This is a genomic window from Rhodococcus sp. MH15, from assembly GCF_019266045.1.
GTDB classification, from domain to species: domain Bacteria; phylum Actinomycetota; class Actinomycetes; order Mycobacteriales; family Mycobacteriaceae; genus Rhodococcus_F; species Rhodococcus_F qingshengii.
In genome coordinates this window covers 409,489-423,842 of record NZ_LPNP01000071.1, presented here as the reverse complement: position 1 = coordinate 423,842, position 14,354 = coordinate 409,489, and the positions used below count along the sequence as shown (strand labels likewise).

Annotated in this window: 13 protein-coding genes and 1 riboswitch; of the genes, 5 read left to right on the top strand and 8 right to left on the bottom strand. The window is 62.4% G+C overall.

Annotated elements, in window-relative coordinates; all coding sequences use genetic code 11:
- Nucleotide 1: 1 nt before the first annotated feature.
- On the top strand, nt 2-1,447 hold the full coding sequence (locus ATN37_RS21010) for an NAD-dependent succinate-semialdehyde dehydrogenase (protein ID WP_058227969.1): 1,446 nt from the start codon (nt 2-4) through the stop codon (nt 1,445-1,447).
- Between the two features lie 52 nt (nt 1,448-1,499).
- On the opposite strand, the gene dszD is transcribed toward ATN37_RS21010, so the two are convergent.
- The 3 genes from dszD to ATN37_RS20995 all read right to left on the bottom strand — a co-directional run bounded on the left by dszD (nt 1,500) and on the right by ATN37_RS20995 (nt 3,879).
- Nucleotides 1,500-2,078: an NADH:FMN oxidoreductase DszD gene (dszD, locus tag ATN37_RS21005; protein WP_063315097.1), complete on the bottom strand. Its 579-nt coding sequence runs from the start codon at nt 2,076-2,078 to the stop codon at nt 1,500-1,502.
- A 208-nt stretch (nt 2,079-2,286) separates the two neighbouring features.
- Entirely contained in the window at nt 2,287-2,760 is a 474-nt protein-coding gene (locus tag ATN37_RS21000) for a YbaK/EbsC family protein (protein WP_003941167.1), read from the bottom strand.
- 15 nt (nt 2,761-2,775) lie between these two features.
- Complete coding sequence (locus tag ATN37_RS20995; protein WP_003941129.1) at nt 2,776-3,879, bottom strand: membrane protein; 1,104 nt, start codon at nt 3,877-3,879, stop codon at nt 2,776-2,778.
- 68 nt (nt 3,880-3,947) lie between these two features.
- On the opposite strand from ATN37_RS20995, the gene ATN37_RS20990 reads away from it, so the two are divergent.
- From ATN37_RS20990 to ATN37_RS20980, 3 genes are all read left to right on the top strand, one after another.
- Nucleotides 3,948-4,589, top strand: a complete 642-nt coding sequence (locus tag ATN37_RS20990) for a TetR/AcrR family transcriptional regulator (protein ID WP_218695574.1) — start codon at nt 3,948-3,950, stop codon at nt 4,587-4,589.
- Between the two features lie 45 nt (nt 4,590-4,634).
- Nucleotides 4,635-4,808: riboswitch (M-box (ykoK) riboswitch) on the top strand.
- A gap of 345 nt (nt 4,809-5,153) precedes the next feature.
- Nucleotides 5,154-7,847: a magnesium-translocating P-type ATPase gene (gene mgtA, locus ATN37_RS20985; protein ID WP_218695573.1), complete on the top strand. Its 2,694-nt coding sequence runs from the start codon at nt 5,154-5,156 to the stop codon at nt 7,845-7,847.
- A gap of 9 nt (nt 7,848-7,856) precedes the next feature.
- Entirely contained in the window at nt 7,857-8,561 is a 705-nt protein-coding gene (locus ATN37_RS20980) for an MgtC/SapB family protein (protein ID WP_003941187.1), read from the top strand.
- Between the two features lie 18 nt (nt 8,562-8,579).
- On the opposite strand, the gene ATN37_RS20975 is transcribed toward ATN37_RS20980, so the two are convergent.
- From ATN37_RS20975 to ATN37_RS20955, 5 genes are all read right to left on the bottom strand, one after another.
- Nucleotides 8,580-9,941: a lipase family protein gene (locus ATN37_RS20975; protein WP_218695572.1), complete on the bottom strand. Its 1,362-nt coding sequence runs from the start codon at nt 9,939-9,941 to the stop codon at nt 8,580-8,582.
- Between the two features lie 64 nt (nt 9,942-10,005).
- Nucleotides 10,006-10,455: a GNAT family N-acetyltransferase gene (locus ATN37_RS20970; RefSeq protein WP_050655992.1), complete on the bottom strand. Its 450-nt coding sequence runs from the start codon at nt 10,453-10,455 to the stop codon at nt 10,006-10,008.
- An 18-nt stretch (nt 10,456-10,473) separates the two neighbouring features.
- The gene (locus ATN37_RS20965; protein WP_042922718.1) at nt 10,474-10,950 is read right to left on the bottom strand and encodes a GNAT family N-acetyltransferase; all 477 of its coding nucleotides are present in this window, start codon (nt 10,948-10,950) and stop codon (nt 10,474-10,476) included.
- Between the two features lie 176 nt (nt 10,951-11,126).
- Nucleotides 11,127-12,248: a DUF475 domain-containing protein gene (locus tag ATN37_RS20960; RefSeq protein WP_003941145.1), complete on the bottom strand. Its 1,122-nt coding sequence runs from the start codon at nt 12,246-12,248 to the stop codon at nt 11,127-11,129.
- A gap of 137 nt (nt 12,249-12,385) precedes the next feature.
- Nucleotides 12,386-12,961 carry a TerD family protein gene (locus tag ATN37_RS20955; RefSeq protein ID WP_003941199.1) on the bottom strand — a complete coding sequence of 192 codons (576 nt, stop codon included), beginning with the start codon at nt 12,959-12,961 and terminating at the stop codon, nt 12,386-12,388.
- Between the two features lie 243 nt (nt 12,962-13,204).
- Between ATN37_RS20955 and ATN37_RS20950 the strand changes: the two genes are divergently transcribed.
- Nucleotides 13,205-14,350: a hypothetical protein gene (locus ATN37_RS20950; protein WP_007727045.1), complete on the top strand. Its 1,146-nt coding sequence runs from the start codon at nt 13,205-13,207 to the stop codon at nt 14,348-14,350.
- Nucleotides 14,351-14,354 lie beyond the last annotated feature (4 nt).

The window sequence follows — 14,354 nt, the reverse complement described above, 5'->3', positions numbered from 1 at the left end:
CATGTCCAACGTCTCGGATCTTCTCGACTCGGTACCCAAGGGTCTCTGGCTCGGCGGCAAGCTCGTTCCGGCCGAGAAGACCTTCGCGGTCTACAACCCGGCAACGGGTGAGGAACTCGCCCAGGTAGCCGACGCCACCGCTGCCGACGGTATCCGTGCGCTCGACCTCGCCGCTGCGGCGCAGGAAGACTGGGCGGCCACTCCGGCACGTGTACGCGGCGAGATTCTGCGCACCGCCTTCGAATTGCTGCACGCCCGCGCCGAGGACTTCGCGCTGATGATGACCCTGGAAATGGGTAAGTCGTTGGCAGAGAGCCGCGGTGAGGTCAACTACGGCGGCGAATTCCTGCGCTGGTTCAGCGAGGAAGCAGTACGCATCGGCGGACGTTACACGCAGGCTCCGGCCGGCAACGGTCGCATCCTGGTCACCAAGGAAGCCGTCGGACCGGTCCTCGCGATCACCCCGTGGAACTTCCCGCTCGCCATGGGCACACGCAAGATCGGACCGGCGCTGGCTGCCGGTTGCACCATCATCGTCAAGCCCGCCGAGGACACGCCGCTGACCATGCAGCTCCTCGGTCAGGTGTTCGCCGATGCCGGTCTGCCCGACGGTGTGCTCTCGATCCTCCCGACGTCCGACGCGGCCTCCATCAGTGGACCGCTGATGGAAGATGCGCGTCTGCGCAAGGTCACCTTCACCGGCTCCACTGGCGTCGGAAAGTTGTTGGTGCGCAATGCTGCTGACAAGCTGCTCCGCACGTCGATGGAACTCGGTGGCAATGCGCCGTTCATCGTCTTCGACGACGCCGACATCGACGCAGCTGTCGACGGCGCAATGCTCGCGAAGATGCGCAACGGCGGCGAGGCCTGCACCGCGGCCAACCGCATCTACGTCGCCAACTCGGTGCGCGAGGAGTTCACCGACAAGTTCACCGCCAAGGTTGCGGCCTTGAAGGTGGGCGCCGGTGACGCCGAGGGCACCAACATCGGACCGCTGATCAACACCAAGCAGCTCGCAACCGTCACCGGACTCGTCGACGACGCCGTGTCCAAGGGTGCTCGCGTTCGCACCGGTGGATCGGCACCCGAAGGCCCCGGATTCTTCTTCACCCCGACGGTCCTCGACCAGGTGCCCGCCGATGCGCGCCTGCTGAAGGAAGAGATCTTCGGACCCGTTGCGGCAGTGGTCGGTTTCGACACCGAAGACGAAGCGATCGCGGCTGCGAACAACACCGAATACGGCCTCGTGGCGTACTTCTACACCCGCGACATCGACCGGGCGATGCGCGTCTCGGCCAAGCTGGACACCGGCATGGTCGGCGTCAATCGCGGCGCGATCTCCGATGCTGCCGCGCCGTTCGGTGGGGTGAAGGAATCGGGCTTCGGCCGTGAAGGCGGAACCGAGGGTATCGACGAGTATCTCGATACCAAGTACGTAGCGCTCTAACTTGCTGTGCGCCTTTATTAACCGCGGGCGGTTAATAAAGGCGCACAGTTGTCTATTGACCCAACGGAGTCGGGCGGTAGTACTTGCCCTCGTGGTAGAGCAGGGGCGCGGCAGCGGATTCGTCGTCCTCTTCGGCGTGCACCCGCGTGACGAGACCGATGACCAACGTGTGATCGCCGACAGGGATCAGCTGGTCGACCTTGACGCGCATCCAGCTGGGGGTGCCGTGCAGCACCGGCTCCCCGGTGTCGAGCACTGCCCACAGTGACTCGTCTGCAAAACGCTGATCGGCACTACGCGCAAAGCGCTGGGCCAGATGCTGCTGATGTTCGCCGAGAAGGTGGATCACCAAGGACTCGGCTGCCTTGAGTGCATTGATGCTCGACGACGTCTCCGCGATGTTGAACGAGACGAGCGGCGGCTCGAGGGAGACGGACGAGAACGAGGTGGCGGTGAAACCCACCGGGCCGGTACCCGAATCGAGGGTCACGACGGTGACACCGGCGGGGTGGCGGCGAAGCGCAGCGCGGTAGTCACCGGCGCAGATGCCGGTGGACAACTCGGGCGTCACCGCTACTTCGGGGACGTCGGGGGTGGTGTGGCTGGAAACGGCATTCGGCTTGTCAGACAACGGGAACTCTCCGGCTGGAACTCGAGGTGTGCGGTGTGGTCGAGGTGACTGCGCTCGGCATACACAGACAGGCGTCGGTGCGGCACAGATCTACGTGCCGTCGACGCCAGTGGTTGCCGGCCGGGGTCCTGGTTGCAGTGCACATGGTGCGTCCAACTATAGGTGGACGCACGTCTGAGTGGTTTCGGACCGGGCTGGATGAAGTGCTTCAGTCCATGTCGACGGCGAGGCCGGCGGTGATTCGGAGGAGTTCGGAGTACGTCGTGCGAAAGACCGTGTTGGGGTGCCCGGCGGCTGCCCACAACTCGGGGTACTGCTCGAGGGCGGTATCGATGTACGTCGGCAGGTTGGTGGGATGCCCGAGCGGAGCGACCCCACCGATCGGCTGGCCCGTCGCGGACTTCGCCATCTCCAGCGGCGCCCGCGTGAGCTTGCCTTCGAGGCGTTCGCCGGTGGCCTTCAGATTCACCTGATGCGCGCCGGAGACCAGCAGCAGGACCGGATCGTCGTCGAGAAGGAACACCAGTGACTTGGTGATCGCGCCTACCTCCACCCCGACGGCCGCCGCTGCCTCGGCCGCGGTGTGCGTGGCGTCGGGCTGCGTGACGATGACGCCGTGGTGACCCCGCGAGATCAGTGTTTCGGCGACGTGCGAGGCGTTGGGGTGGAGGAGGCTCGTCATGAGTTCAGACTAGGACTAGTCGGCGTTCGCCACAGCTGGAGTCGGCGTCGTGTCGGTGGACTTTCGGTTACGACGGATCGTGAAGCCGAACAGCATGACCGCACCGATCAGCGCGTACAGGAACAGCGTCAGAGCAGGCTGGCCGACGCCGACGTTGTTGAAGTAGACGATGCTCCGCACGCCTTCGGTGCCGGCGCCGGGTGTGATCCACCGGCCGATGGCGGCGTAGAACGAGGGAATCACGTTGGAGCCGAATGCGCCTCCCGCACTGGGATTGCCGAGGATCACGAAGACGGCGATAGCCAGCGGGACTGCCAGAACGCCGATGGCGGCGCGCAATCCGAGTGTGAACATGGCGGTGCCGAACACCACGGCTGTTCCCAGGATCCAGAGCGGGAACCAGTGGCCGGCGAAGGTTCCGAGTACGTGTGAGGTGATGAGGGCGCCGAGGGCTCCCGAGATGATCGAGTAGATCGCGATCACGCCCGTGTGTGCGCTTGCCTGGCGGAGAGTCTTCGGCGCACCGATGAACAGTCCGATGGCTGCCGCAAGGAGATAGCCGCCGACGACCCAGCCGACCGAGAGGTAGAAGCCGGAGAGGCCGCGGTTGTCGTGTGCTCCGACGGGGATCTCGTCGCGGACGACGAACTGTCGGTCCTGTGTCGCCTCGACCTTCGTGAACACCGCTTCGAGTGACGTCGCGATGGAGCTGCCGCCCGCGCTCGCGGTGATCAGGGTGTCCGGCCCGGCCGGGTTGATGACAAACGCGCCCTGGATCTCTCGGTCGTTGATCATGCGGCGAGCGGTCGCCGTGCTGTCGACCACCTGAGCGTCGAGCGGGCTGCCGTCGATGGCGTTGAGTTTGTCGGCGATCTGCTGATCCATGCCGTCGGGTGTGCCCTGATCGGCGATGACCGCGATTTCGATGTCTCGCGGAGTCGGCTGATGGAAGGCGGCGACGTAGCTGAGGATGAAGCCCATCTGCAGCAGGAGCACGCCGACGAACAACGCGGCCATCACCTTGGGTGCGCCGTACTTCACGAGCAGATTGTCGTGGTGGTGTTCGTCGTGGGTGGAGCTGTTGTCTGGTGCGGCGTGTGCCGGATGCGTAGTGGTCACGAAGAGTCCTGATCTTGTCGAAAGTAAAGAGCTTGTCAATACCCGAGGTATTGAATACTCTAGGTATCGTGACTGAATCTCGTCAACCGGACTGGACGCCGGTAACCCGCCCCGGACGTGACGTGGTGCGGCAAAGACTGCTCGACGCTGCGGCGGAAGAGTTTGCGGAGCGCGGATTCAGTGCTGCACGTCTCACTGAAGTTGCTCGCCGAGCGGGCTTCACCAAGGGGGCCGTCTACTCCAACTTCGAATCGAAACAGGATCTGTTCGCCGAACTGTTCGCGCAGCGGTCTCTCGAACTGGCCGGCCGGGTGCTCGCCGAGATCGCCGGGATGAACCCGTCCGACGCGGCGGGCAAAGGTGGCGAGGCCATTGCCACGTGGATGGTCGACGACCCGGGGTGGTCGCTTCTCGTCCTCGAATTCGGAGTGCTCGCCGGGCGTGATCCGCAGATCGCTCAGGCGTACTTACGTGAGCGTCGCCACTTGCGCAGTCAACTCGTGGAGTTGATCGGTGAACGTGCCCGTGAATGGGGAGTGGACGATTCCTTCGATGTGCGGACCACTGCAATCTCGTTGATGGCCTTGATATCCGGGCTCGTTCTCGAACACTCGGTGGATCCGGAAGAAGTTGATCAGAGCGTGATGGGTGCCGCCGTGACGGCACTCTTCGCCGGCGCCGTCGCACGGGCAGGATTGTCCGCCGTCTGAGTTGCTCGGTTGACAGGCAACGGATTTGAGAACTACCCTCTGGGTGCAGTACCTCGTTAGGTGAGGCTTCTGCACGAACACAGGCCACTGATCTCACGACGTCGAGAGACGCCCAAGGTTAGGACAGATCTCCCCGGCTTAAGGGGTGATCCAAAGTGGCTTCCCGGTCGCGATCGGGACACGTCGTGCAGTGCCAAAACTCGGACGTGGAGGTGTTTTCGCAGCTTGATGCCGGTTTCTTCCGGCGAAGGCGAGAGTACGTCGATATTCGGTTCTCCTGGCGTGTGCTGTGCGCACACAATTGTGGCGTCATCGGACGCCCCGAACTTTCAGGAGGTGACCATCGTGGACGACCCGCCGAGTCGATATTCGACCCATCCTTCTGTTCTTGCCGACGATGCTCACCCCGGTCTTTTGCTCTTCAGTCACTGACTCTTTGCATCCTCGGCTTCGTCTGCGCGGCTTTGCCGCGTCCGCTGACGACTTCCATTGTCGCTCAGCGCATTCTGCTGCCCTCATGCACTGGCATGGTCCGGCGTGTTCGGGCAGCCGAGGAGATTCGTCATGTCATTTTCCGTTCTCGCATTGCGGCCACGGCACACGAGAAACAGTGCACAACAAACACATTCAACAGTCCTGGCAAAGGAAAGCGCACAGGAATTGGTCGACTACTCGGCCTCGGACACGCGCACCGTCCTCGCCGATCTGACCACGACGGCCAACGGCCTTCGCGACGATCAGATCGACGATCTTCGTCGGCAATACGGGCGCAACGATGTCCGCCACGACCGCCCGGCGCCGGCAATCGTGCAGTTCGCGGGGGCCTTCAAGAACCCGTTCATCTTGATCCTGGTATTCCTCGCCCTGATCATGGTCGGGACCGACGTGGTGTGGGCAGACCCGGAAGACGGTCCCTCCTACGAGGGCATCATCACTCTCGGGTTGATGATCTTTGTCAGTGTCTCACTGAGGTTCTGGCAGGAATACCGTTCGAGCCGCGCCGCCGAGGCGCTCAAGGCGATGGTTACGACGACCGTCGCGGCCACCCGCAAGATCAACAACACCGTGGTCACGGCTGAGATTCCGATCGAGCAGTTACTGCCAGGTGATGTAGTCCAGCTTGCCGCCGGCGACATGATCCCGGCCGATGTCCGCATCATTCGGGCCAAGGATCTACAGGTCAATCAGTCCATGCTCAGCGGTGAATCGATGCCGGCCGAGAAGTCGGCGGACCCGTCGTCGGGGATCGACGTCGATCGGCTGCTCGAAGCCGAGAACATCGGGTTCATGGGTACTTCCGTCGTGTCGGGCAGTGGCACCGCCGTTGCGGTGCACACCGGCAAGCGGACTTACTTCGGTGCCATGACAGCACAATTGGCGTCCAAGCGACCCGAAACCAGCTTCGACGTCGGGGTGCGCAGTGTCAGCTATCTGCTGATCAAGTTCATGCTGATCATGGTTCCCGCGGTGTTCATCATCAACGGACTGACCAAGGACTGGAGCCAAGCACTACTCTTCGGCGTCGCCACCGCGGTGGGGTTGACTCCGGAAATGTTGCCGCTCATCGTGACGGCGAACCTGGCCAAGGGTGCGCTCCACATGTCGCGCAAGAAGGTGATCGTCAAGCAGATCAACGCGATTCAGAACTTCGGTGCCATGGACGTTCTGTGCACGGACAAGACCGGAACTCTCACCGAGGACCGCATCGTTCTCGGTGAGCATCTCGATACTGCCGGACGTAAGTCCGAGGACGTATTGCGGCTAGCGGCGGTCAATTCCGTGAATCAGACCGGATTGCGCAGTCTTCTCGACGACGCGGTGATCGAGGCCGCCGGTCCCGAAGTGGTCGAGGAGATCTCGCGTCGCCACGGGTTGGTGGACGAGATTCCCTTCGACTTCAAGCGCCGTCGACTCTCCGTGGTGGTCGACCACGGAGACGCCGATCTGATCGTAACCAAAGGTGCAGTGGAAGAGCTCCTTTCGATCTGTGAATCGGTGGAACTGGACGGGGTGACCCACCAATTGACACCGGGATGGCTGGCCCGAGTCGACCGTCTGGTCGCGGAGCTGAACGGTCAAGGCAAGCGAGTGCTTGCGGTGGCAACCAAGACAGTCGTCGAAGAGCAGCGCCGCGAGTACTCGACGGCCGACGAAGAGGGCATGACCCTGGTCGGGCTGCTGGCATTCCTCGACCCGCCGAAGGAATCTGCGGCCGGGGCGATCGAAGCCCTCGCGAGCCACGGAGTCGCGGTCAAGGTAGTGACGGGTGACAACGAACTGGTCGCCGAAACCGTCTGCGGCAAAGTCGGTATCGACGTGGGGACCGTTGTATCCGGCGCCGAGATCGAAGCGTTGAGCGACGACGCCCTCGACGAGTTGGTGCAGCGGACAACCGTCTTCGCGAAGACGGATCCGATGCAGAAGGCACGCATTGTCGAATCGCTGCGCCGGGTCGGCCACACGGTTGGTTTCCTCGGTGACGGTGTCAACGACGCACCCGCACTTCGGGCGGCGGACGTCGGCATCTCCGTCGACACAGCGGCGGACATCGCCCGCGAATCCGCGGACATCATCTTGCTGGAGAAGGACCTCGGCGTACTCGAACAAGGAGTCATCGAAGGGCGTCGTACCTTCGGAAACATTCAGAAGTACATCAAGATGACTGCGTCGTCGAACTTCGGGAACGTCTTCTCGGTGCTCGTCGCCAGCGCCCTGCTGCCGTTCATCCCCATGATTCCCGTAGTTCTGTTGTTGCAGAACCTGATCTACGATCTCTCGATGCTCACGATCCCGTGGGACCGTGTCGACGACGACTTCCTCGCGAAGCCCCGCAAGTGGGAGACCAAGAGCCTTCGCCGGTTCATGGTGTTCATCGGCCCGATCAGTTCGATCTTCGACATCTCGACGTTCGCGCTGATGTGGTTCGTGTTCGCCGCCAACTCTCCCGAGCATGCAGCGCTGTTCCAATCGGGTTGGTTCATCGAGTCATTGATCTCGCAGACGCTGATCGTTCACATGATCCGCACCCGCAAGATCCCGTTCATCCAGTCGCGTGCATCGCTGCCGGTACTGCTCAGCACGGGCGCTGCCTGCGTCTTCGCGCTGGTGTTCCCGTTCACGTCCTGGGGTCATTCCCTCGGGTTGGTTTCACTGCCGTGGAACTACTTCCCGTGGCTGGTCCTCACCCTCGGGGCATACTGCGTCGTCACGCAGGTGGCCAAAGGAATGTTCATCCGTCGATTCGCGACCTGGCTCTAGGAGTTCACCGTGGAAATCCACGTCATCCTTGTGCGGATAGCGCTCGGGCTCGTCCTCGGCGCTGCCGTCGGGATCGAAAGGCAATGGCGCGCAAGGATGGCGGGTCTGCGAACCAACGCGTTGGTGAGCTTGGGTGCGACGCTCTTCGTCATCATGGGCGCGTACGGGTTTCAGGGCCCGGACGCTGATCCGACGCGCGTCGCAGCGCAGATCGTCTCGGGGATCGGTTTCCTCGGTGCTGGAGTGATCATGAAGCAGGGTGCGTCGGTCACCGGCCTGAACACTGCCGCCACTCTGTGGGCCACTGCCGCCGTCGGCGCACTGGCAGGCGGCGGAATGTACTGGGTCGCGGTGTTCGGTGCCGGCGCAATCATGTTGGCGAACACGCTGTTGAGGCCGTTGGGTCGGATGATGGATCACCAGCCTGCCCGAACCGGACGCGAAGAACCACCCGCGGACTACACCTTCGAGGTGACCTGTCACGGCGACGCCGAAGCTCACATCAGAGGTCTTACCGTGCAGTCCATTTCGAGGCCCGAGTTTCAGCTCCGGTCAGTGCAGTCCTTCGACATCCCGGACAGCGACCGCGTGCGGGTGGTGGCCGAACTGGCTGCCGCGGAGCGTGACGACGGACTCCTGGAATCCGCCGTCAGCCGGCTTAGCCTGGAACCGTTGGTGACTCACGTTCGCTGGGAGGTGGAGCCGTCGAAGTAGATTCGGGGTCGCTGTCAGTCAGCGCGCATGTTCTTGCGGCGTAAGTGAGTTCCCCGGTGCAATGTTCGCGCAGTTGGACGGTGCAGGCTTGCCGTTCAAGCGGTCGTCGACCCAGGCGAGCGCACCGGGGAGCCAGAGCATGGCGCCGAGGAAGTGGCTGATGGTGTCGTACTGGTCGTACTGAATCGCCAGGCCGGCGTCGCAGTACTTGCGTGCGAGGGTGCGGACGTCGCCCGTGATCATCACGCCGTCTCCCGCTCCGACACCGGGGCCGCCGGGTTGGGTGCCCTCGATGGTGCCGTTGGCCGCCTGCGCGATGAACATCGGAATGGTCGGTGTCGCCGCGGTGCCCATGTTGATCTTGTTCACGACATCGACGTACTCGGGAACCGTATTGGGATCGGCGTACTCGGGTTTGACCAGATCCTGCCAGGTCAGTCCGGGATACTGTGCCAGCACATTGCCGATGGACGCGTCTTCGAGTCGAGCCATGACGTCGCGTCCACGGTCGCTGAGATACTTCCCGAAATCGATGTCGTACGAACGCGCAACGCCGACGACTGCCATGCCGACAACGCCGCCCCACCCGATGCTTCCGCTCGCGTAGCGAAGGTTGTTGGCCGGATTGACCAGCACGCCTCCCTGCGCGGCACCGATCAAGTTGTCGTTGATCTCCGGTGCATATGCGGGAGCGAGTATCGAAGCCCAGTTGGTGGCGATCGCTCCGCCGGAGTAACCCATCAGCGCGATCTCTGCGTCGTCGGTGATTCCGGTTTCCGGGACATCGCGGGCGGCACGCAGAGCGTCGAGCGTCATCATCCCGTATTCGGGTCCGGCAGCGAAGTTTGCATCCGGGCCCTCGGTGTCCGGGACGACGATCGTGTAGCCCAATGCGAAGAGCGGCCCGAACAAGGCTGCCTCGATGGACGTGAAGGTACCGCCGATGTTGAAGTTGCGTCCGCTGGGAGTCCAGTCGCCGATCGGGGTGTTACCCGCGATGGCTCGCGACGGGCTGTCGTCGGGGTTCAGCGAATCGTAAAAGGACTGGTACGAAACAACTTTGTTCGGTTGGGCGTTGGCCGGGCGCAGGATCGAGGTGACGTTGGCGGACGGCTGTCCCAGGGCGTCGGTTGATCGGTAGAGAACCTGGACTGCCTGTATCGGGGTCGGGATGTTGAGCACGGTGTACGGCACGGTGCGAGTCTCGAGTACCGCACCCGGGGCGTACGACGAGAGGGGTGCCGCGCCCTCGTAGCTGTAGAAACCGTCATCGGGGGACTTGGCAAGGACTGGCTGCGCGAGCGCTACCGGTGCGCCGACGCCTGTCAGTGCAAGCGCGAGTACTCCGACAACTGCGCGAGATAAAACCCTTGACGACATACTCGTCCTCCACATTGGTGTGCCACGCCCCACCCTGAGATCGTGGTGTGACGACCACCATATATTACTCGTGGGTAATGTGGGGATCGGTCAGATCGGTCGTCGTATCGAGGTCTCGACGTAGGAAGATTTCGGAGGACTCGCCTGGGAGTAACAGAACTCCCGCGTCGGTGTATCCCATTGCGCGATAGAAGTTCTGGGCTGATTCGTCGGCGAGTGTGGAGGTGAGGACCTGCGAGTGTCCCGCGCGGCTCATGCGTTTTTCCCAATCTGTGACCAAAGCGCGCCCGATGCCTTGGCCGCGGTTCGAAGACAGGACGGTCAGCATGTTCATGAACGGAATCTCGTCCCAGAACAAGCCCCAGCGCAGCCAGCCGATTGGATTACCGTTGTCCTCGGCGACGAGTATCCGGCCGCGTTGGATCACTGACGCGAGTTCCTCGGCTGCGATGTGTGAGTCGTGCTCACGTAAGAACGGCAAGTCTGTCTGCGCTGCGACGCGAATGTTCACCACAGAAGTCAGTATCGCCGTTCAGTCGGAGTTGATGGCGTTCGGCTTGGACAGGTAGACGACTCCGGGGATGTGGCTGGGGTCCGGCGGCAATTGGGAGTAGCCCGCTCGGGTGTACAGGCGAATGTTCCGCAGGCTCCTGCTTCCGGTGAACAGCTCGAAACGTGTGATGTGCTCCGGAGCGTTCTGTTCCACGTGCTGCAAGAGGCGTCGGCCGAGGCCGTTGCCCGCCAAGTCCGGTGCCACCATGAGGCGACCGATCTGCCATGCGGTTCCGTCCGCGGTTCCTCGCACGGCCCCGACGAGCCGGCCGCCGCGTCGTGCGGTCCAGACAGTCGACTCCTGAACCCAGGCTCGGACCGTGGGTAGGTCCTCGTGGAGCGGGGGTATGTCCATGCTGTTGTTGGAGATTGCTTCCGAAACCCAGCAACAGCGTTGTAGAACAAGGATTTCCGCGGCGTCCTCGTCCGTTGCGCGCTCTATGACTATCTCGTTCATGGTTTCCCTTACGAATAGGTTTTTCGCACCCGCAGGGCAATTGTTCAGCCGCAGGCTGAATTTGGCGCGCGGCGGAACAATTGGCGCGCGGCTGGGAATGCAGAGAGTTTCAATTCAGGCATAACAAACAAAACGCCCGCAACCAATTGGTCGCGGGCGTTTCGTGAAAAAGAACGTCAGACAGTTGCCGGAGTGTTCTCGTCCAACTTCGGATCTGCGTTCGCGATTCGCTTGTTGCGAATGAGGCTGCTGATGAAAGCAGCGCCGATCAAGAAGACACCGACCAGGCCGGTGATGATCTCGTTGATGTGAACGCCGATGGACACCATCAAGATGACGGCCAGAGCGCCGATGGCCCAGTGCGCACCGTGCTCGAGGTAGACGTAATCGGAGAGCGTGCCCTTGCGGACCAGGAAGACCGTGATGGAACGGACGAACATCGCGCCGACGAAGCCGAGGCCGAGGGCGATGATGATCGGGTCTGCTGTGATGGCGAATGCGCCGATGACGCCGTCGAAGGAGAAGGACGCGTCGAGGACCTCGAGGTAGAGGAACAGGAAGAAGCCGGCCTTACCGGTCGCCTTCGCGAGCTGCGTGGGGCCGCCGGACTTGGCGGTTTCTTCCTCTTCGCCTTCTTCCGGCAGATTGAACAGTTCACCCAATCCGTTGACCGCGATGTAGGTGATCATGCCCAGAACGCCCGAGATCATGACGGTGGAGACCTTGTCGTCAGCAGCGAGGAAAGAACCACTGAGAACCAGGACGATGCCGGCCACGACGACGGAGAGCTGATCGAGCTTGCCGATGCGAGCGAGCGGCTTCTCCAGCCAGGACAGCCAGGTGATCTCACGCTCTTCGAAGATGAATCCGAGGAAGAGCATCAGCAGGAACATGCCACCGAAGGCAGCGATCTGCGGGTGAGCGTCGGTGAGGATGGTTTCGTAGCTCGGCTCGCCGTTGGCGAAGTACGCGGCGTCGTCCGCAGGCGGGTTCAGTGCGAGGTCGAGTGCAGCTACGGGTCCGAGACCGGATGCAGCCCAGACGATCACGAGCGGGAACACCAGACGCATACCGAAGACGGCGATGATGACGCCGATGGTGAGGAAGATCTTCTGCCAGAATTCACTCATTCTTTGCAGAACAGTGGCGTTGATGACGGCGTTGTCGAAGGAAAGCGAGATTTCCAGAATCGACAGGATGATGACGAGGAACAGTGCCTCGGGTCCGCCGTAGATGAACGCAACGATCATCGCGAGGATCGAAATTGCGATGGATAAACCGAATATTCGCAGTACCACGGAGCGTGGCCCTTTCTAGTTGGTCAATGCAGAGTGGTTACTGCAAGCGGTCTCTCACCGCATCCGAACGTGAAAACGGGGAGGGTTCCACAGACTACTGCGGAACCTTCCCCGAGTCAGCTCGTCGAGAGCGAAGATCAGACGTTGACGCCGTAATCGCGCGCGATGCCCGCGAGGCCGGACGCGTAGCCCTGGCCGATTGCGCGGAACTTCCACTCTGCACCGTTGCGGTACAGCTCACCGAAGACCATGGCGGTCTCGGTGGAAGCGTCCTCGGAGAGGTCGTAACGAGCGAGCTCGTTGCCGTTCGACTTGTCGACGACGCGGATGTACGCGTTGCGGACCTGGCCGAAGGACTGCGAGCGAGCTTCTGCGTCGTAGATCGAAACGGGGAAGACAACGCTCTCGACCTCGGCAGGAACCGCTGCGAGGTTCACGTCGATCTGCTCGTCGTCGCCTTCGCCTTCGCCGTCCGTGTTGTCACCCTTGTGCTCGATCGAGCCGTCGGGCGAACGGAGGTTGTTGAAGAAGATGAAGTGCTGGTCGGAGAGGACCTTCTTGTTCGAGCCTGCGCCGATTGCGCTGGCGTCGAGGTCGAAAGCAGCTCCGGTGGTGGAACGTGCGTCCCAGCCCAGGCCGACGACCACTGCAGTCAGGTTCGGGGCCTCCTTCGTGAGAGAGACATTGCCGCCTTTGGTCAAGCTGACGCCCATTCAGGGGTCCTTTCAAGAGGAGAGACAAGGCCCACTACGACGCGAAGTCGTCTTGGGAGTGTGTTTACCTCCACCACCCTAACCGCAGTTCCGGTGTGTTCGCCGTAACAGCAGACTTACGAACCGAGAAGCGAAGTGCTGGACCCGTAGGATTCAATCGTGGTGGGAAGATGGTCGGAGCGCTTCAATCGGGGGGCAAGAGTGGGGGAGTCGGTCAGTCGTGCGCGGGAGGCGCAGACGGCCATGGTTTCGGCGTTCCTCGACATGGACAAGCGGCAGACCATCGCGTCGGCAGCAGTCGACGCTTCCGCCGAGCTGTACCCCGAGCGAGGGCTGCGCGCTGCGTGGGAACCCGTTCGGGATCGGTGCTTCCAGGCTGCGTCGGACTACCTCGACACATCCGAGCGCTATGGCAACGATCAGGTACTCCACCAGAACCCGAACGGTGCTCGGGCGGCGTTCGAAAAGTCGGTAGCCGAACTCGTCGAGGCGGCAAAGGGCGTCGACGCCTTCTACAACGGGCATCGTGCGCACCTCGAGCAGGCGACGGTCACGATGTCCGCCATTCCCGTCCTCGGCCAGCAGGCCCGAACCCTGGCGAACGCCGTCCGGGAAAAACTGGCTGCCACCGATCAGCGCTATCGCGAGTACCCGTCGGTGGTGACGGCCTCCGAACACCTCGACGACGCGGTTGCAGCGCTCGACAATGCGCGCTCATCCGGTCGCGCCGACGCAGTCCGCACGCGGGCCGAGAGTGTCCGCGAAGCGGTATCGGCGCTCGAGGAAGCATTGGCAGAAGCCCCGTCGACCCAGCACCGTGCCGAGATGACGATTTCCTCGGTCTCGACCAGGTTGTCGGCAGTGCGCACTCGAGTGGACCGCCTGGATCCGGCGTACTCCGCATTGCTGCGCGAGTTCAACGCCGCGAGTTCTGCTGACCTCGTCGACAACAGCAGTCGCAGCCGAGCGCATATCGATCAGGCCGACATCGATCTCAAGGAAGCGAAGCAGTCGCTGGCTGCGGGAAACCCCGAACATGCACTGGCTTTGATGGCCGAAGCCCGCGTGCACCTCGCCGACGCCGAAGCGTGTGCCGACGCCGTGACGGACCGTCTCGCTACTCTGCGTGCAGTCCGGGCAGATCCGAGCCAAAAGGAACGTGAGGTTCGTTTCCGGCTGAAAGACGCCCAGATGTTCGCTGTTAACCAAGGGTTGGTGGCGGAGTGGGGCTCCGTACTCGATGCTCAACTAGCACGGATCGAGCGAGCGAGTGCGTCACTGTCGGGAACTCATCCGGACTACTGGTCGTATGTATTACAGCTGGACTCGGTATCGACGTTCATCACCGAAGTTGTCGAGAAGATGCGGGCGCGAGCCGGCAAAAACTGAATGG